16 protein-coding genes are annotated in these 19,606 nt (G+C 56.6%); 11 read left to right on the forward strand and 5 right to left on the reverse strand.

What is annotated here, in order from left to right; translation table 11 throughout:
* Positions 1–11: 11 nt before the first annotated feature.
* On the reverse strand, positions 12–1,922 hold the full coding sequence (locus DA718_RS00260; protein WP_110275967.1) for a PTS mannitol transporter subunit IICBA: 1,911 nt from the start codon (positions 1,920–1,922) through the stop codon (positions 12–14).
* A 658-nt stretch (positions 1,923–2,580) separates the two neighbouring features.
* On the opposite strand from DA718_RS00260, the gene DA718_RS00265 reads away from it, so the two are divergent.
* From DA718_RS00265 to DA718_RS30605, 8 genes are all read left to right on the forward strand, one after another.
* Complete coding sequence (locus DA718_RS00265) at positions 2,581–2,952, forward strand: DUF3302 domain-containing protein (RefSeq protein WP_112215660.1); 372 nt, start codon at positions 2,581–2,583, stop codon at positions 2,950–2,952.
* Positions 2,953–2,955: 3 nt separating this feature from the next.
* Positions 2,956–4,092: an HlyD family secretion protein gene (locus tag DA718_RS00270; protein ID WP_112215661.1), complete on the forward strand. Its 1,137-nt coding sequence runs from the start codon at positions 2,956–2,958 to the stop codon at positions 4,090–4,092.
* A 218-nt stretch (positions 4,093–4,310) separates the two neighbouring features.
* Positions 4,311–5,849, forward strand: a complete 1,539-nt coding sequence (locus tag DA718_RS00275) for a PTS transporter subunit EIIC (RefSeq protein ID WP_112215662.1) — start codon at positions 4,311–4,313, stop codon at positions 5,847–5,849.
* Between the two features lie 13 nt (positions 5,850–5,862).
* Positions 5,863–7,590, forward strand: a complete 1,728-nt coding sequence (locus tag DA718_RS00280) for a sulfatase (protein ID WP_112215663.1) — start codon at positions 5,863–5,865, stop codon at positions 7,588–7,590.
* 11 nt (positions 7,591–7,601) lie between these two features.
* Positions 7,602–8,474 carry an aldose epimerase family protein gene (locus tag DA718_RS00285; protein ID WP_112215664.1) on the forward strand — a complete coding sequence of 291 codons (873 nt, stop codon included), beginning with the start codon at positions 7,602–7,604 and terminating at the stop codon, positions 8,472–8,474.
* 36 nt (positions 8,475–8,510) lie between these two features.
* Positions 8,511–9,392 (forward strand): MurR/RpiR family transcriptional regulator, encoded by an 882-nt coding sequence (locus DA718_RS00290; protein WP_112215665.1) that lies wholly within the window; start codon positions 8,511–8,513, stop codon positions 9,390–9,392.
* A 261-nt stretch (positions 9,393–9,653) separates the two neighbouring features.
* Positions 9,654–11,741: a TonB-dependent receptor domain-containing protein gene (locus DA718_RS00295; protein WP_112215666.1), complete on the forward strand. Its 2,088-nt coding sequence runs from the start codon at positions 9,654–9,656 to the stop codon at positions 11,739–11,741.
* Between the two features lie 427 nt (positions 11,742–12,168).
* The gene (locus DA718_RS30605) at positions 12,169–12,369 is read left to right on the forward strand and encodes a hypothetical protein (RefSeq protein WP_130624337.1); all 201 of its coding nucleotides are present in this window, start codon (positions 12,169–12,171) and stop codon (positions 12,367–12,369) included.
* Between the two features lie 5 nt (positions 12,370–12,374).
* Here the strand turns inward: DA718_RS30605 and DA718_RS00305 are convergent, their stop codons facing one another.
* Positions 12,375–12,752, reverse strand: coding sequence for a hypothetical protein (locus tag DA718_RS00305; protein ID WP_130624338.1), 378 nt, complete (start codon positions 12,750–12,752; stop codon positions 12,375–12,377).
* Between the two features lie 32 nt (positions 12,753–12,784).
* Between DA718_RS00305 and DA718_RS00310 the strand changes: the two genes are divergently transcribed.
* The 3 genes from DA718_RS00310 to selB all read left to right on the forward strand — a co-directional run bounded on the left by DA718_RS00310 (position 12,785) and on the right by selB (position 16,726).
* Positions 12,785–13,393 (forward strand): glutathione S-transferase, encoded by a 609-nt coding sequence (locus DA718_RS00310; protein ID WP_112217380.1) that lies wholly within the window; start codon positions 12,785–12,787, stop codon positions 13,391–13,393.
* A 106-nt stretch (positions 13,394–13,499) separates the two neighbouring features.
* Positions 13,500–14,888, forward strand: coding sequence for an L-seryl-tRNA(Sec) selenium transferase (gene selA / locus DA718_RS00315; protein WP_112217381.1), 1,389 nt, complete (start codon positions 13,500–13,502; stop codon positions 14,886–14,888).
* Positions 14,885–16,726: a selenocysteine-specific translation elongation factor gene (selB, locus tag DA718_RS00320; RefSeq protein ID WP_112217382.1), complete on the forward strand. Its 1,842-nt coding sequence runs from the start codon at positions 14,885–14,887 to the stop codon at positions 16,724–16,726. Before selA ends, selB begins: the two co-directional genes overlap by 4 nt.
* Before the next feature lie 103 nt (positions 16,727–16,829).
* Here the strand turns inward: selB and phnV are convergent, their stop codons facing one another.
* From phnV to phnT, 3 genes are read right to left on the reverse strand one after another with little or no spacing between them, the layout of a single operon-like run.
* Entirely contained in the window at positions 16,830–17,627 is a 798-nt protein-coding gene (gene phnV / locus DA718_RS00325) for a 2-aminoethylphosphonate ABC transport system, membrane component PhnV (RefSeq protein ID WP_112217383.1), read from the reverse strand.
* Positions 17,628–17,629: 2 nt separating this feature from the next.
* Positions 17,630–18,490 carry a 2-aminoethylphosphonate ABC transporter permease subunit gene (gene phnU, locus DA718_RS00330; protein WP_112217384.1) on the reverse strand — a complete coding sequence of 287 codons (861 nt, stop codon included), beginning with the start codon at positions 18,488–18,490 and terminating at the stop codon, positions 17,630–17,632.
* A gap of 2 nt (positions 18,491–18,492) precedes the next feature.
* The gene (gene phnT, locus DA718_RS00335) at positions 18,493–19,602 is read right to left on the reverse strand and encodes a 2-aminoethylphosphonate ABC transport system ATP-binding subunit PhnT (protein ID WP_112217385.1); all 1,110 of its coding nucleotides are present in this window, start codon (positions 19,600–19,602) and stop codon (positions 18,493–18,495) included.
* Positions 19,603–19,606 lie beyond the last annotated feature (4 nt).

Consider the following 19,606-nt stretch of genomic DNA (forward strand, 5'->3'; position numbering starts at 1 on the left):
CGGGCTACACGTTACGCTTTCAGTAGCTTCAGGACTTCTTCAACGCTGGTGGTTTTGGTCAGACGCTCAATCACTGACTCATCATCCAGCGCGTTGGTCAGGCTGGTAATCACCTGAATGTGCTCGTTATTGCGAGCAGCGATACCGATGACCAGACGAGCGACCTCATCCTCTTCTTCACCAAAGCGTACGCCTTCCGGATACTGACAGAACACAATGCCGGTTTTCAGCACGCGATCTTTAGCTTCGATGGTGCCGTGCGGTACCGCGATGGACTCACCCAGATAGGTCGAGGTCAGTTTTTCGCGGTCCAGCATCGCCTGGACATATTCCGGCTCAACGTAGCCGCCTTTCACCAATTGCTCACCGGCAAACAGAATCGCTTCTTCCTTGGTGGCCGCTTTACGACCGAGGAAGATATTCTCTGCACCGAGTTTGAACAGGTTAGTGTCAGCCGCATCAAAGCTGTCTTTCAGACTGTCGCGGACTTTCTCTTCGTTATCAGTATGGCGCTGCGCCGCAACCAGACGTTCGGTCAGGCTGGAGTACAGGCCGCTGTCGAGGAAGTTGGTCAGCGAAATATGCTGCGCCTGCGGTACCTGACGCATCGCACGCTCGGTCAGGTCGCGGTGGGTGATGACCAGGTCAACATCCGGCGGCAGGTTGTTAATCGCACAGTTAGTGACGGAGATATTGCTCAGACCGGCATCCTGTACTTTCTTGCGCAGCACGCCTGCACCCATGGCGCTGGAACCCATACCGGCGTCGCAAGCCACGATGATTTTACGCACGTGGCTCAGGTCGTTAGCGACATCGCCAGCAGCCAGCGGAGTGGCTGCGCCTTTGGACTGCGCTTTCATATCCTGCATGCGACGGGTCGCTGCATCGATATCGTCTTCTTCTTTAACCTTGCTGGTTTTCAGCAGAACGGCTGAAACTACGAAGGAAACGGCCATCGCAGCCACAATCGCGGCGATGTTAGCGAAGTAGGCACCTTTCGGCGTCATCGCCAGCACGGCCAGGATAGAACCCGGAGAAGCCGGAGAAACCAGACCGCCATTGAGGATAGTCAGGGTGAATACGCCGGTCATACCGCCGAGGATAACCGCCAGAATCAGACGCGGATTCATCAGCACATACGGGAAGTAAATCTCGTGAATACCGCCGAGGAAGTGGATGATTGCCGCACCGCCCGCAGACTGTTTAGCGCTGCCGCGACCGAAGAACATGTATGCCAGCAGAACGCCCATACCCGGACCCGGGTTAGCTTCAATCAGGAAGAAGATCGATTTGCCAAGGTCATGCGACTGCTGAATACCCAGCGGCGAGAAGATACCGTGGTTGATGGCGTTGTTGAGGAACAGGATTTTCGCTGGTTCAACAAAGATGGACGCCAGCGGCAGCATGTCGTGGACAACCATGAAGTTAACACCTGCCGCCAGAATTTTGGACAGGACTTCAACTGCAGGACCAATGCCGAGGAACGCCAGGATGGCGAGGATCATCCCGATGATGCCGGCAGAGAAGTTGTTCACCAGCATTTCGAAGCCGGATTTGATTTTGCCATCAACCCAGACGTCAAAACGTTTAATCGCCCAGCCGCCCAGCGGACCGGCAATCATTGCACCGAGGAACATCGGCATATCCGCGCCGACGATCACGCCCATGGTGGTAATTGCGCCGACCACGCCGCCGCGCTCGCCGCCAATCAGCTTACCGCCGGTATAACCGATCAGTAGCGGCAGCAGATAGGTGATCATCGGACCAACCAGCTTCGCCAGCGTTTCGTTCGGTAACCATCCTGTCGGAATGAATAATGCGGTGATAATACCCCACGCGATAAACGCGCCGATATTTGGCATCACCATGTTGCTGAGGAAACGACCAAAGCTTTGCACTTTGATCTTGATATCGGATGACATAAAACACCCCTTCTTCTGTTTTTGCTATCGGCAGGCTGAAAGCCCGAGGCTCGTTGTTAATGTGGCGGCAGAGGTAGCCGGACCCTGTTTGATAGTGCGAAATCTGGCACTGAATCGTTAAGCTGTCCAGTCGATGGATTTTTGTGTGATACAGATCACATGAATATAGGTGACTGGTAGGTGTATGTAGTGATCGTTGTCACAAAATGCATGTGTAAAAAAACAACATCTGGGCATTTTCGAGGCAATTAAGGGGTTTTATGTGATGTAGCTCACATATTATCTTTGAGTGTTTGTTATTTATTTGTGATGTTAATCACAAAATATTTTGATCTGGATTTCTCCTGGTGTGATCTCCGGCAGGTTATGCCGTATTCAGTGCGAGAGCGTGTAACTGAGTAACTCGATCCGCTAAAGAACATTTTAGCCGTCAATGGCGAAAATCAAATCGGTGAATTATGCTCAATCTGTCGGCCGTTTTTTTATCTGCCACAAAACATATCCTATACCCAAAATAATTCGAGTTGCTTAAAGGCGGCAAGGAAGTGAGTCCCCAGGAGCATAGATAACTATGTGACTGGGGTGAGCGAGCGTAGCCAACACATAAGCAACTTGAAGTATGACGGGTATAAATAATTAGCGTAAATCCGAGGAAAATATGTTTCTCAATTATTTTGCGCTCGGCGTTCTGATCTTCGTTTTTCTGGTGATTTTTTATGGAATCATCATTCTCCATGACATCCCTTATTTGATTGCGAAGAAACGCAACCATCCGCACTCGGATGCGATTCACGTTGCGGGCTGGGTGAGTCTGTTTACTTTACACGTCATTTGGCCGTTCTTATGGATCTGGGCCACGCTTTATCAACCGGAGCGCGGTTGGGGGATGCAGCACCGGCGGGGTGGAGTGCCGCCAGAAGCGACAGAAGATGAGGATGAAATTAGCGAACTTCGCCAGCGGGTCAGCGCGCTCGAACAGCGAATAACCGATCTTCAGCCGCCAGCCCAACCCCCTTCGGTGGAGAAATAACTCATGGACCTGCTGATTATTTTAACCTACGTGGCGATTGCCTGGTCGATATTTAAAATATTCAAGATCCCGGTAAATAAATGGACGGTTCCCACCGCGGCGCTGGGCGGGGTATTTATTGTTAGCGCGCTTATTTTATTAATGAACTACAACCATCCTTACACCTTTACCGCGCAAAAAGCGGTTATTTCTATTCCGATTACTCCGCAGGTTACCGGGGTGGTCAGCAGCGTCACGGATAAAGCAAATCAACGGGTCAAAAAGGGTGAAGTTCTGTTTACCATCGATCCGGTACGCTATCAGGCGCGGGTCGACAGGCTCCAGGCTGACCTTGTCACCGCACTTCACGGCATCAACACGCTGAAAGCCCAGCTTTCTGAGGCCCAGGCAAACACCACGCGCGTCTCGGCGGAGCGCGATCGGCTCTATAAAGACTATCAGCGTTATCTGAAGGGCAGCCAGGCGCGGGTAAACCCGTTTTCGGAAAGTGATATCGATAATGCCCGGCAAAACTATCTGGCTCAGGATGCGATGGTGAAGGCGTCGGTTGCGGAGCAGGCGCAAATCCAGAGCCAGCTCGACAGCATGGTCAACGGCGAGCAATCGCAGGTAGTGAGCCTGCGCGCGCAGTTGGCGGAGGCGAAATATAACCTCGACCAGACCACCGTGCGTGCGCCCAGTGACGGCTATATCACCCAGGTTTTGATTCGCCCAGGCACCTACGCCGCCTCGCTGCCGCTGCGTCCGGTGATGGTGTTTATCCCACAGCAAAAACGGCTGATTGTGGCGCAGTTCCGGCAAAATTCGTTGCTCAGACTTGAGGCGGGCGACGATGCCGAAGCGGTGTTCAACGCGCTGCCTGGCCAGGTCTTTCACGGCAAGCTGGTGAGTATTCTGCCGGTGGTGCCGGGGGGAACGTATCAGGCACAGGGCACGCTGCAAGCGTTGACGGTCACACCGGGCACCGATGGTGTGCTGGCAACCATCGAACTCGATCCCAATGCCGCCGTGGACGCGCTACCTGACGGGATTTACGCCCAGGTGGCGGTTTATTCCGACCACTTCACCCACGTTTCGGTGATGCGCAAAGTGCTACTGCGCATGACCAGCTGGATGCATTATCTTTATCTGGATCACTAAACCCGCCATTTTCCCGCCCGGTTAGCGCTATGTCGTATTGATGGCCGGGCTTTATGCTTCATATGATTCCCTTCCGTCGCAGACGAAAATTTTTGGTGATGCCTGTCACTATTTCAGCGTCCTGCGTTGACAAATTGCGCAAATGATCGGAACAATAGTTTCATTAAATCACTATAAACATGAAACTAAAACTTCATTTGCCAATATCAGGGATTCGTATGAGCAGATTATTTGCTGGAGCACAGAATCTGGGTAAGTCGTTTATGCTGCCAATAGCCATTCTCCCCGCAGCGGGGTTGTTACTGGGCTTTGGCGGCGTGTTCACAAACCCGGTGACCTTATCAACCTATCCGTTTCTTAATGGTGAGGTCGTTCAGGCGATTTTTACCGTCATGCGGCTATGCGGCAGCGTGGTGTTCGACAACCTGGCGCTGCTTTTTTCCGTCGGCATTGCCGTCGGGCTGGCGCGTAGCGACAAAGGTACCGCCGGGCTGGCGGCGGTGCTCAGTTTTCTGGTGATGAACAAGGCGATTAACGCGCTGCTGCTGCTGAACGGCACGTTGGCCAGCGAGAACCTGGCCGCCGCCGGGCAGGCAAGCGTGCTGGGGATCACCACGCTGCAAACCGGCGTGCTGGGCGGGGTGATGTGCGGCCTGCTGACCTCCTGGGTACATAGTCGCTACGGTAAAACGCAGCTGCCTGACATGCTGGCGTTTTTTAGCGGTTCGCGCTTTGTGCCGATCATGACTTCTTTCTTCGCCATCTTTCTTGGCGTCGCGCTGTTCTGGGTGTGGCCACATGTGCAAGCCGGGATTTCGCATCTGGGGATCCTCGTTGAGAAGACCGGGTATGTCGGTACATTAATTTACGGCATGATCCTCAAGTGCCTCATCCCCCTCGGTTTGCACCATATTTTCTATATGCCGTTCTGGCTAACCAGCGTTGGCGGTGAAGCGATGGTCAACGGGCACATGGTTGAAGGAACGCAGAAAATCTTCTTTGCCCAACTGGCTGACCCTTCCGTCACCCAGTACTACATCGGCGTATCGCGCTTTATGGCAGGACGCTTTGCCGACTTTATGTTTGGCCTGCCGGGCGCAGCGCTGGCTATCTACCACTGCGCAAAGCCGGAGAACAAAAAGAAAGTCGCCAGCCTGATGCTCTCCGCTGCCCTGACCGCATTCGTCACCGGGATCACCGAGCCGCTGGAGTTCGCCTTTATGTTCTGCGCGCCGCTGCTCTACGTGGTGCACATCGTCCTGACTGGCTTCGCGTTTATGTTCTCCCATATGCTGGAAATTACCGTTGGTCAGACGTTCTCCGGCGGACTGGTGGATTTCCTGCTCTTCGGCGTGCTGCAAGGCAATGCCAAAACTAACTGGATCTACATCTTCCCGCTGGGCGCGGTGATGTTCTGCACCTACTACTTCTCGTTCCGCTTCCTCATTCAATGGCGTCAGTTGAAAACGCCGGGCCGTGAAGATGAAAGCGAAGAGACGTCAACGGCTAGCGTTGAAAGCGACAATCGCGCAGCCGGTATCGTTGAGGCGCTGGGTGGTCGGAGCAATATCGTTGATGTGGACTGCTGCGCGACCCGTCTGCGGGTGACGGTCAATAACGCAGAGCAGGTCAAGCTGGATGATTTCAAACGGTTCGGTAGTAAAGGCGCATTTATTCGCGGCCAGGGCGTACAGGTGGTTTATGGACCACATGTGACGCTGATTAAAAACGAAGTCGAAGAATTTATCGGTTCATAAAGAGAGCAGTCTTATGAAAGCAGTTATGTTGATGTTTGACACCCTGACCCGCAATCACCTTGCACCCTACGGCGGGGATGCGATAACGCCGAACTTCACGCGGCTGGCGCAGGAATCCGCGCAGTTTGACAACTTCTACGTCGGCAGCATGCCCTGTATGCCTGCGCGTCGCGAGCTGCATACCGGGCGCTACAACTTCCTGCACCGTAGCTGGGGGCCGCTGGAGCCGTTTGACTTCTCCGCGATGCAGGCGCTGCGCCAGCACGGCGTCCACACGCACATGGTTACCGACCATAAACACTACTGGCGCGACGGCGGCGCCACCTACCATACCCGCTACTCGACGTTTGAGTTTATTCGCGGCCAGGAGGGGGACTGCTGGAAAGGCCAGGTGGAAAAGCCGCTGATCCAGTGGCAGGGCAATGAAGACGAAGAGACCCGCCGCCGCCGCGCAGGGCGCATGACCCAGGACTTAATCAACCGCACGGCGATGCCGACGCAAGAGGAGCACTTTACCCATCGCACCATCAGCGCCGGGATGGAGTTTCTTGAGACCAACCGGGACCAGGAAAACTGGTTCCTGCAAATTGAGTGTTTCGACCCGCACGAGCCGTTCTTTGTCCCGGAAAAATACCTGGCGCAGTATGGCTGCAAACCGGGCGACTTTGACGGCTGGGTGCCCTACTACTGCGGCGCACCGGGCGGCGAAGATGATGACAAAGTGCGTAAGTTCTACCAGGCGCTAATCACCATGTGCGACGACTATCTCGGTCAGGTGATGGATAAGCTCAAGGCGCTGGACCTGTGGGACGATACGCTGTTTATCGTCTGCACTGACCACGGCTTCCTGCTGGGCGAGCACCAGTGGTGGGGCAAAAATATCATGCCGGTATATAACGAAATCGCCAATACGCCGTTCTTTATTCGCGACCCGCGCTGTCGGGCTGAGGGCGTGCGGCGCCAGGCGCTTGCCCAGACCATTGATATCCCGGCGACCCTGCTTGAGTACTTTAACGTTCCGCGCCCGGCAACCATGACCGGGCAGCCGCTGCGCCCGGCGGTTGAGCGTGATGAGGCGATTCGTGATTACGCGCTGTTTGGCTATTTTGGCGGGCATATCAATATTACCGACGGCGATTATGTCTATATGCGCTGTCCGCGCGAGCAGAACAAAGCGCATTTGTACGAATACACGCTGATGCCAACGCGCATCGACAGCCCGTTTAAAATCGATGAGCTGAAAGATATTCGTATTCATCCCGGATTTGATTTCACCCAGGGCGTGCAGGTGATGCAGATCCCCGCGACCTTCGGCTACCTCAATCCGTGGCGATTTGGCGATAAACTGTTTGATATCAAACACGATCCGCGCCAACAGTATCCCGTCGCAGATAGCGCTTTGTCACAGCGTTATGCCAGCGCATTAATCCCCATGATGCGCCAGCACGATGCGCCGCCGGAGCTGTATACGCGTTTCGACCTGGAGTCTCTGTCGCCCGAACGCGACCAGCAGTTCGTTGTGCGCCAGCAGGAATCAACGGCGGGCTATACCTGCGCGCATCCGGGCGTCGCGGAAGCGCTGGCATTCCTTGTGCGCAATAGCGATTCACAGACGCTGGACTTTGCTGAGGATAAAGTGATTGATGAGGCTGATATCTTCACGCTGATTGACCGCCTGTTTACCGGCGATAAACATCGGGCGATGGTCTATCAGACGCGGCTGCTGCTGCGTACGGCTTAGGAGAAGTGAGCATGGAGTGGCGTCTGGAAAACGCGCGTTTCCGTATGGTGGTGCAGGCTGTTGGCGCGGAGCTAAGCGAGCTGTGGGATAACCATCGCCAGCGCAGCTGGATATGGCAACCGCAGGCGGGAGTATGGAGCAACTCGGCGACGCAGCTGTTTCCTGTTGTGGGGCAGCTCATCCACAATGGCTTATGGCAGGGCGAGCGTTTTTTTCCGCTCACCGCACACGGTTTTCTGCGCCACCAGACGTTCACCTGCGTGTCGCAGGACGCCACTCATCTGATCCTTGAGGCCTCCGACACCGCTGAAACGCGCGAGGTCTGGCCGTTTGCGTGGCGCATACGCTTGACGTGGCGGCTAAATGACGATGGTATCAGCGTAGATTGGGCGGTGATTAACGAGGACAGACAGCCCTGGGGCTACTCGCTGGGCTGGCATCCCGGCTTCGCGCTGCCGGTATCCCGTGAGGCGGGCTGGCAGGTGCGTTTCGATCGCGCCTGCGTGGGGCCTTTTGCGACCGATAAGCGGACGCTGACGATATCCGACGACGCGCCGGACGTCTCGGCGTTTATATTGTCGCCGGATAGCTTTGCTGGAGGCGCGGTCTATTTTGCGCTGGGAGAGGGTAACCGCTGGGCGGTCTGCTCCCCGGATGGCCGGGAACAGATTGTTTTTTCCGGTAGCCAAAAATGGCTGGCGCTATGGGGCGTTCCTGGTGCGGATCTGCTGTGCGTGGAGCCGCTCAACGGCACCACCGACGATCCCAATTTTGATGGGCAAATAACCCATAAGCGCGGCATTAAGTGGCTGGCGGCGGGGGAAACGCACGACCATCAGCTCTCACTAAGCTTCCCGGCAGACAGCGAACGACAAGCGGGCTAAACTACCTGACTTAACGCGCGGTCAGGAGAGCCCACAGTGAGTGTGAATAAGAAAAACGTACGCGTCTACCTCGCCAACATTCTCAGTAACCTCGGAGAAACGGACGGCAAAATAGCCGGTTATATCTTGCAACAGCCAGCGCAGGTGGTGCAGCTACCGGTGAAAAAGCTGGCGCTGGAGATTGGCGTAAGTGAAGCCACCATCATCCGTTTTTGCAAGAAAATCGGTTACGCCGGGCTATTGAACCTGAAGGCGGATCTTAAGCGCGAGCTGTTGGACGACAGCGATTTATCGCTGCCTTCGTCGCCGGATATTTTCCTTGATGATTCGCGTAACGATGTGGCGCAAAAGATAGCGCTCACTATTGAAACCTCAACCCGGGAAACCATCGGCCTGCTGGAGATGAAAATCGTCAAGCCGGTGGTCGAGCGCTTTTTGACCGCGCGCCGGGTGATGTTTGTCGGTTTTGGCGCATCGGGGCTGGCGGCGCTGGAAGCGCGGGATAAGATGAACCGCTTAGGGATTGATTCCGAAGCCTTTACCGACCGCTTCACCATGACCTTAAAGCTGGCAAACCTGAAGGCCGATGATCTGGTGGTGGCCTTTTCGCACTCAGGTGAAACGCCGGAGGTGGTTAACGCCTTCCGTCTTGCGCAAAAGAAGGGAGCCTGGACGCTGGCAATTACTCATAGCCCCCATTCTCCGCTTACTGAGCTGGCGAACACCTTCTGGCTGACCAGCGGCGAAGCGGGGCCGATGCAGGGCGATTCCATCTCAACGCGTATTGCGCAGCTGTTTATCATTGAATTCCTGTGTACCGAAATTACCCGCCACAACTTACGCGATAGCGGCGTTACCGGTTTGTCGATTAAAGAACTATTGATAAAAGAGCGTATTAAGCGCGAATCTTCAGAGTAAGCATATTGTTTAAAACCCGCAGGCAAAAATAATCCGGCGGGTAATTCTATGGTTCTCCTTATTTGTTATTTCCTGACGGTGTATTAATTTTCGCGCTTAGGTATTCTTTGTGTGAATTATTAATTAAAAAATATATTTATTAATTATTTATTCATGGCGGATATATTGGCCTCATCAGTAAAGTTTTGTAAGTAAGATTAACTTTTTGCAATTAATAATGAAAATGATTCTCACTTCTATTCACATTGTGAGGGATCGAGTATGACCACATATGGACGTGAGAAATTATTAATTGGTGCAACCGTGCTGTTATGCGCACCGGTGTTTGCCGAAACGGATAATAAAATTGAGGATGCCGAGACGATTAAAGTTGTGGCATCGGTTAAAAGCACGCCGAAAGAAACCAGCGTTTACGCGAATAAAATTGCCGCCCGTCAGCCGGAGCTAATCAAAGATATTCTGCGTGATATTCCAGGCGTTGATGTTGGGGGCACCAACGGATTCAATCAGCAAATCTATATGCGCGGTGTGAGCGACAAGGGAATTAACGTCACCATTGATGGCGCGCGCCAGATGGGTGACCTTTTTCACCATGGCGGTAATTTATTAATTGACCCAGCGTTATTAAAGCAGGTTGATGTCTCCGTGGGCGCGAACTCGGTGGTCAATGGTTCCGGAGCGCTGGGTGGGGCGGTGAAATTCACCACTGTTGATGCATCTGATTTATTGCGGTCGGGCGAAAGCTTTGGTGCCCGGGTAAAAACCGGCTATGACACAAATAACGACGAATGGTCTAATTCGCTGGCCCTATTTGGGCGGGTCGCGGATCGTGTTGACCTGCTGGGCTATATCAGCCGCAGCGATTACGATTATGGTGAGAGCGGCGACGGTACGCGTATTGGCGCTGATGGCAAAGATAAAAGCTATTTAGTGAAGGCCGGTGTTGACCTTTTTGAAGGGCAGAAAATAAAGGCGTCGGCTGAGCGCGTAAAATCGGACGGTGAATATCCGTTCCGCGCAGAATTCTCTTATCGCCCGACGACCACCGCGAATTTCCAGGACTACACGCCGCAAAACTTCATCCGCGAAACCCAAACTCTCTCTTATGAAGCGGTTGACGGTAGCGGCTGGATTGATCTGAAAGTCGCTGGCTATCACACCAAAAATGAACTCGATCGAAGCCAGCCGCATAAAAATATGGCCGCAGCGATTCGTTCCGGCGAAGCGAGCGCCAGCGTTAAAAAACGCTGGAATAGTCTGAATAGTGGTTGGGTGAACAATGTGGAAACCTGGGGCGTTAACGTTGATAACCGCTCAGAATTCCAGACCGGTGCTTTTGGCCATACGCTACGCGTGGGCTACGAATGGTTCCAGACCAAAAACCATCGTGATGATTACCAGTATTCCAGCGGCCGAAAAACTGCCTCCTGGGACGGCGAAAAGGGGACCAGCAACTCCGGGTATCTGGAAAATGCCGTGCAGTTTGGCGGGCTGACGCTCACGCCGGGGATCCGCTACGATCATTATCAGGCGGATATGCTGGGCGATCAGGATCAAACGTTCACTGAGTTCTCCAAAGCTTTTGGCGCCGAGTATCGGTTTGAATCCGGTTTTGGCTTATTTGCTAACTACACTGAGTTGTTCCGCGCGCCGGATACCACCGAGTCAATCCGCGTGAACTCCAGCGAGTTTAATCAGAAAAACCGCCTCGATCCGGAAACCGGTGATAACAAAGAGGTCGGGATTTTCTTCGACCGTCGCGGCCTCATTGCGCAAGACGACTCACTCAGTATTGTCGGCAAATATTTCCGCACGCATTACGACAACCTGATTGTCCAGACGGCCGTTCCCGGCGTTTCTGAACTTACGGAACGTTTCAATGCCGGTAATGCCGTGGTCGACGGCTATGAAGCCTCAGTGAATTATGCAGTAAACGATATTATTACCCGTTTCAGCTATTCCCATATCAGCACCGATTATAAGTCGCCGCTGATGGTTGAGGGGGTGGCAAAATATGGTGATATTCTGGGGCGTGATACTGGTGATAAATATACCGTTGGCTTGACGTATCTGCTGCCTAAATATGATGTTGCCATGCACTGGAACTCGTTGTTCTACACGCGCTATAAAGATGCGGAAACGAAAAAGGCAGGCTATGGCGTGAACGATCTGGCGGTTGAATGGGCGCCGACATCCGGCACGCTGGATGGCCTGACCTTAAGCCTTGGGTTATATAATATCTTTGATAAAAACTACGTATCCCACACCTCGCGCAACAGCTATGGCGTACTGGGCGCGGACTACGAACCGGGGCGGAGCTTCCGCGCCAGCGTGGCTTATCAGTTCTAACCGTAAATACAGGTTTTTCCAGCCGTCAGCGGACTGGTAGCCCGGACAAGGCGCGTCGAGCGCCGCCTCCGGGAAATGCGCCTGGGCTGAGGCATTGGCGCTGCTTCGTCCCGGTGGCGCTGCGCTGACCGGGCTACGGGTTTCCAGTTGTCTGCGGACTGGTAGCCCGGACAAGGCGCGTCGAGCGCCGCCTCCGGGAAATGCGCCGGGGCTGAGGCATTGGCGCTGCTTCGTCCCGGTGGCGCTGCGCTGACCGGGCTACGGGTTTCCAGTTGTCTGCGGACTGGTAGCCCGGACAAGGCGCGTCGAGCGCCGCCTCCGGGAAATGCGCCGGGGCTGAGGCATTGGCGCTGCTTCGTCCCGGTGGCGCTGCGCTGACCGGGCTACGGGTTTCCAGCCGTCAGCGGACTGGTAGCCCGGACAAGGCGTGTCGAGCGCCGCCTCCGGGAAATGCGCCGGGGCTGAGGCATTGGTGCTGCTTCGTCCCGGTGGCGCTGCGCTGACCGGGCTACGGGTTTCCAGTTGTCTGCGGACTGGTAGCCCGGACAAGGCGCGTCGAGCGCCGCCTCCGGGAAATGCGCCTGGGCTGAGGCATTGGCGCTGCTTCGTCCCGGTGGCGCTGCGCTGACCGGGCTACGGGTTTCCAGCCGTCATCGGACTGGTAGCCCGGACCAGGCGCGTTGAGCGCCGCCTCCGGGAAATGCGCCGGGGCTGAGGCATTGGCGCTGCTTCGTCCCGGTGGCGCTGCGCTGACCGGGCTACGGGTTTCCAGCCGTCAGCGGACTGGTAGCCCGGACAAGGCGCGTTGAGCGCCGCCTCCGGGAAATGCGCCGGGGCTGAGGCATTGGCGCTGCTTCGTCCCGGTGGCGCTGCGCTGACCGGGCTACGGGTTTCCAGCCGTCGGCGGACTGGTAGCCCGGACAAGGCGCGTTGAGCGCCGCCTCCGGGAAATGCGCCGGGGCTCGCCGAATTTCCTTTTGCTTCGCGGTTTTTTACAGCAGTCTGCACCATACTTACCTTTTTGTTGGCGAAAGGAGCAGGCAATGAAACTGATCGGCAGCTATACCAGTCCCTTTGTGCGCAAAATTTCCGTCATTCTGCTGGAAAAAGATATTCCCTTCGAGTTCGTCAACGAATTCCCTTACAACGACGTCAACGGCGTAGCGCAGTATAACCCGCTGGGGAAAGTGCCCGCGCTGGTCACCGACAATGGTGAATGCTGGTACGATTCGCAGATTATCGCGCAATACCTGGAGCAACTCGGCGTCGCGCCGAATATGCTGCCAGCGGAGCCACAAGCCGCGCTGAAAATGCGTCAGCTTGAGGCGCTGGCTGATGGCGTTATGGAAGCCGCACTGGCTCTGGTGCGAGAGAAAACGCGCCCGGCAGCGCAGCAGTCGGAAAGCGAGCTGTTACGCCAACGGGAAAAGGTCGCGCGCGGTCTGGATGCGCTGGAAGGCTATGCGAGTGACGGGACTTTACGCCCGGATGAAGTCAACCTGGCGACCATTTCGGCGGCCTGCGCTATCGCTTACCTTAACTTTCGCCGCGTCGCGCCGGGCTGGTGCGCCACCCGCCCTAAGCTGGTCAGGCTGGTGGATTCGCTCTTTCAGCGCGCCAGCTTTGCGCGCACCGAACCGCCGAGGAGTTGACCCAGGCAGGTAACAGTTTCTGCCCGGAGGCGGTACAATCACCGCTTATTTGTTGACTCCCTCTCCCGTCGGGAGGGGGGAAAATAACTTACCGCCAGGCCCATTCATGACTACCGAGATTCGTGCGCTTTACACCCGGCTTCCGGCCATCGATCGCCTACTTCGCGAACCCGCATTTTCCACGCTGCTGACGCAGTATGGCCACTCCCAGACGGTGACGCTGCTGCGCCAGATGCTGGAAGAAGCAAGAGAGCACATCCGCCAGAGCCAGGCGCTACCCGACTGGAGCGATGACTGGTTGCAGGAAACCACGCGGCGATTAACGCAGACGCAGCAGAGCGCGCTGCGCCCGGTTTTTAATCTGACCGGCACCGTGCTGCACACCAATCTGGGCCGCGCCATTCAGGCGGAGGCGGCGGTTGAGGCGGTTGCTCAGGCGATGCGCGCCCCGGTCACGCTGGAATACGATCTTGACGATGCCGGACGCGGCCACCGAGACCGGGCGCTGGCAGACTTGCTGTGTCGGATAACCGGCGCGGAAGATGCCTGTATCGTCAACAACAACGCGGCGGCGGTGCTGCTGATGCTGGCAGCCACCGCCAGCGGCAACGAGGTGGTAGTTTCGCGCGGAGAGTTGGTGGAGATCGGCGGTGCGTTTCGCATTCCCGACGTCATGCGCCAGGCGGGCTGTATCCTGCATGAAGTCGGCACCACTAACCGCACCCACGTCAAAGATTATCGTCAGGCCGTTAATGAGAATACCGGCCTGTTAATGAAGGTGCACACCAGCAACTACAGCATCGAGGGCTTTACTAAAGCGGTCGATGAAGCGGAGCTGGCGGAGATAGGCCGCGAGCTGAATATCCCGGTGGTCGCCGATCTTGGCAGCGGATCGCTGGTCGATTTAAGTCACTACGGCCTGCCGAAAGAGCCGATGCCACAAGAGCTGATCGCCGCAGGCGTCAGCCTGGTGAGCTTCTCCGGCGATAAACTGCTGGGTGGCCCGCAGGCGGGGATTATCGTCGGTAAAAAGGCGCTGATTGCGCAATTGCAAAGCCATCCGCTGAAACGTGCCCTGCGAGCGGATAAAATGACCCTCGCGGCGCTGGAAGCCACGCTGCGCCTCTATCTGCACCCGGAAAAACTGGCTGCCGAGCTGCCGACTCTGCGTCTGCTGACCCGCAAGGTGGATGAGATCCACCAGCAGGGTGAGCGTTTGCAGGCAAGTCTGGTGGCACATTATGCTGATTTTGACTTACGGGTTGAGCCATGTCTGTCGCAGATCGGCAGCGGTTCGCTGCCGGTGGATCGTTTACCCAGCGCGGCGCTGACCTTTACCCCGCGCGATGGTCGCGGCAGCCAACTGGAGGCTCTGGCGGCCCGCTGGCGTCTGTTGCCTGTGCCGGTGATCGGCAGGGTTTATGATGGCCGCCTGTGGCTTGACCTGCGCTGTCTTGAGGATGAAACCCGGTTTATGGAGATGTTATTGAGATGATTATTGCCACCGCCGGACACGTTGACCACGGCAAAACCACGCTGCTACAGGCGATTACCGGCATCAACGCCGACCGCCTGCCGGAAGAGAAAGCGCGCGGGATGACTATCGATCTGGGCTACGCCTATTGGCCGCAACCTGACGGACGAGTGCTGGGATTTATCGACGTTCCCGGCCACGAAAAGTTTTTGTCCAACATGTTGGCCGGCGTTGGTGGTATCGATCACGCGCTGCTGGTGGTGGCCTGCGATGATGGCGTGATGGCGCAGACGCGCGAACATCTGGCGATCCTTCAGCTTACCGGAAAGCCGACGCTAACCGTTGCGCTAACCAAAGCGGATCGCGTTGAGACGGCGCGGGTAGAGGAAGTACGGGCGGAAATCGATGCAGTGCTGGCGGAATTTGGCTTTACCGATGCCACCTTGTTTGCCACAGCGGCCACGCAAAACCGGGGCATTGCCGAGCTGCGTGAGCATTTACTTCAGCTCAGTGCGCGGGCGCATCCGCAGCATCAGCGTTTTCGTCTGGCTCTTGACCGCGCGTTTACCGTCAAAGGCGCGGGGCTGGTGGTCACCGGAACCGCGCTATCCGGCGAGGTCAACGTTGGCGATACGCTGTGGTTGACTGGAGTGGATAAACCAATGCGTGTGCGCGGCTTGCACGCGCAGAATCAGCCGGTCGGACAAGCATGGGCCGGTCAACGCATCGCTCTGAATATCGCTGGCGATGCGCAAAAAGAGGAACTGAATCGCGGCGACTGGCTGCTCTCTGCGCAGCCGCCGGAAGCCTCTGAACGAGTGATTGTCGAACTTCAGTGCCATGCGCCGCTGAGCCAGTGGCAGCCGCTGCATATCCATCATGCCGCCAGCCATATTACCGGCCGCGTGTCGCTGCTCGAGGGCGCGCTGGCGGAGCTGGTGCTGGATACGCCGCTGCGGCTGGCGGATAACGACCGTCTGGTGCTGCGCGATATTTCCGCTCGCCTGACGCTAGCCGGTGCGCGGGTGGTGGCGCTGAATCCACCGCGCCGGGGTAAGCGTAAGCCGGAATATTTACAGTGGCTGCATGCGTTAGCGGCCGCGCAGGACGATGACGTTCAGGCGCTGGATATTCATCTTCAGCGCGATGCGGTTCGCCTTGATGATTTCGCCTGGGCGCGTCAGCTCAGCGACGAAGGCCTGAACGCGCTGATTAGCCGTCCTGACTATCTCCAGGCAGGAAACAGTCTGCTTAGCGCCCCGCTGGCCGCGCGCTGGCAGCGAAAACTGCTCGATGCTCTGGCGCGTTATCACGATCAGCATCGCGATGAGCCGGGTCCGGGCCGCGAACGTCTGCGGCGTATTGCGCTGCCGATGGAAGATGAAGCGCTGGTGCTGCTGCTGATTGAGCAGATGCGCGAAAGCGGTATCGTTCACAGCCATCACGGCTGGCTGCATCTGCCGGAGCATAAAGCGGGTTTTACCGACGAGCAGCAGGCCATCTGGCAGCGGGTCGCCGGGCTGTTTGGCGATGAGCCATGGTGGGTGCGCGATCTGGCGCGGGAAGCCAACGTCGAGGAGTCACTGATGCGCGCGGTATTACGCCAGGCGGCGCAGCAGGGGATGATTACCGCGATCGTTAAAGATCGCTACTATCGTAACGATCGGATTGTCGAATTCGCTAAAATGATCCGCGAGCTGGATCTGGAAAGGGGCTCCACCTGCGCGGCGGATTTTCGCGATACGCTGAACGTCGGGCGCAAGCTGGCGATTCAGATTCTGGAGTATTTCGACCGCATCGGCTTTACCCGCCGTCGCGGCAACGATCATATTCTGCGCGATAAGGCTTTGTTTCTTTAAGCATTATCAGGTAAATCCCGGGGGCGGCACGTTGCGCCTGTCCGGGCTACAAGACTGTTACCCATGTTTCCGGTTCATACCGCAGCGCCACCGGGAAATAGCGTTAACGCTGGCTCATCCGGCGAGCGATGCGCTCAAGCTTAATCATCAGCAGTAGTGTCACCCCCACCAGCACAATAGTCAGCGCCGAGCCGTCGGCGATATTGCCGCGGTCTGTCAGGCTGAAAATGGTGACCGGTAGCGTCGTCCATCCCGGCGGGTAGATCATGACCGTCGCGCCCAGCTCCCCCATCGACAGCGACAGGCTCAGCGCCAGCGCGGAGATCATCCATGGCGTCATCAGCGGCAGTGTGACATAGCGCAGGCGATACCACGGCGATGCGCCAAGACTGGAGGCGACGTTTTCGATATCGGCGGAAATTCGTGCCAGCCCGGTGGAAACGTTGCTGAAGGTAAAGGCGGAAATCAGCACGAAGTGCGCCGCCAGCACAATCCAGAAGGTGCCGTTCATCTGTAGCGGCCCCTGGCTGAAGGCCACCAGAATACCTAAACCCACGGACACCGATGGAATGGCGCTCGGCAAATAGAACATCAGCCCGAGGTATTTTTGCAGCTTCACACTGTACTGGCGCAGGGCCAGCGCCGCCCACATGCCGCACAGCAGAGCGAACAGGCTGGCGTAGAAACCGACCATCAGGCTGGAAAAGAGCGAATCCCACGCCGCGCCGCGAAACGCGTTAACGAAGTGCCCGAGGGTAAAGCCGGACGGCAGCAGGCCGTTCCACTGCTGACTCAGGCTGGACATTAAAATCACCGCCAGCGGCAGAAAAAAGAACCCGGCAAACAGCGTTACCGCCAACGCACCCGCCGCAGTGCGGCCTTTGCGCGACCAAATCAACATCGTTAGCTCCTTGCGCCGGTACGCGCGGCGGCCAGTCGGTAGAGCATAAACAGCCCCAGCGACAGCAGAATATTTATTAGCGCAATCATGCAGGCCACGCCGTAATCCGATTCGAGAATGGCTTTGCTGTAGACCATCATCGGCAGGGTATTGACCCCTTTAGCGCCGATAAACAGCACAATGCCGAACTCGTTGGTGGTCAGCAGCAGGCACAGGCTGCCGCCTGCCATCAGCGCCGGAAGCGCCGCCGGGAATATCACCTGGCCGATAACCCGCAGCGGATGGGCGCCAAGAATGCTCGCCGCTTCGAGCTGGCTTTTATCAATTTGCCGCAGTCCGGCCATCAGCGGGCGCATCACCAGCGGAGTGAAAACGGTGATTTCCGCCAGAATCACCCCCTGAATCGAATAGAGAAAATCGACCGGCGGCAGTTCGAAAGCAAACAGCGACATCAGCGTGCCGTTCAGCAAGCCCGCCGAACCGTAGATAAAGGTGAATGCGAGAGTGATGAGGAAAGTCGGCAGGGCAATAAAGGTATCAATGACCCGGCCGATAAACTGGCTGCCGGGAAACGGAATAAATACCAGAATCAGCGCCAGCACGCTGCCGAGCAGCAGGCAGCCCAGCGTGGCAAAGACCGCGATTTGCAGCGTATTGAACAATGCGTTAATAAAACGGCGGGATTCCACCACCTGCCAGAAAGTCCCGAGGCTCAGGTGACCGCTGGCATCGCGCAGTGCCTGCTCGGCAATCAGCAGCAGCGGATAGAAAAATAGCGTCGCCAGCACCAGCAGCGGTAGCAGCAGCCACAGAAAGGGCCGCAGGTTCAGGGGCGAGCGCACAAGCGTGAGCGTTTGCGACATCATTACACCTCGATCAGGACCGCATCATTGGGTTCAAAATAGAGCGCCAGCTTGTCGCCCGCACGCGGCAGCGGATCCACGTGGGTCATTACGATGCGTACCGCTTCCCCCGCGACGTCGCATACCAGGTGGGTCAAATCACCCTGCCAGTGCACCGACGTCAAGGTGACGTTAAGTCGGTTGCTGGTGGCCGTTCGCGGTGAGAGGCTCATATGCTGCGGGCGTATGCATAACAGCTTGTTGTTACCGTGCTGGCCGCCATAGCTGAAAGCATTAATCAGCCCGCCGCCGCAGCTGACGCTGACCAGCCCCGGCCCCGAAGTATCTTTCAGCGCCGTCGCCTGCAGGATATTGGCGCGCCCGAGAAACTCAGCGGCAAAGCGGTTGGGGGGATAGTGGTAGAGCTGGTGGGTTTCGCCGTGGGCAATCAGCGAACCATCTTTCATGATGCCAATCTTGTCTGCCAGGGTCAGGGCTTCGGTCTGATCGTGGGTGACGTAGAGAATCGTTAGTTCCGGCAGTTCGCGGTGCAGGCGGGCGATTTCCTCCACCATGTTATGGCGGATTTGCGCATCCAGCGCCGAGAGCGGTTCATCGAGCAACAGTACTCGTGGGCGCACGGCGATAGCGCGGGCAATGGCGACGCGTTGCTGCTGGCCGCCTGAGAGCTGATGCGGATAACGGCTGGCGTAATCCGCCATACCAACGATTTTCAGCGCTTCGTTGACTCGCTCGGCGATCAGCGCTTTCGACTGTTTCTGCGCCCGCAGGCCAAAAGCAACGTTATCTTCCACCTTCATATGCGGGAAAAGGGCGTAGTTTTGCACCACCATCCCGAGGCCGCGTTTATACGGCGGCAGATGAGTGACGTCGGTGTCGCCAATCAAAATTCGACCACCCGCGGGCTGTACAAATCCGGCTATCGCCCGCAGCACTGTGGTTTTCCCGGAACCAGAGGGGCCAATCAGCGCCAGCACTTCGCCCGGTTCAATGGTCAATGACAGCGGCTTTAGCACCACGTTGCCGTGATAAGAAACGCGCAGCGAGTCGAGGATAATCCCGGTGGTTCCCGCCAATAATGGGGTGTGAGAGGCAGTCGTTTTCATCAACATCACG

It is taken from the genome of Klebsiella huaxiensis, assembly GCF_003261575.2.
Taxonomy (GTDB): Bacteria; Pseudomonadota; Gammaproteobacteria; order Enterobacterales; family Enterobacteriaceae; genus Klebsiella; species Klebsiella huaxiensis.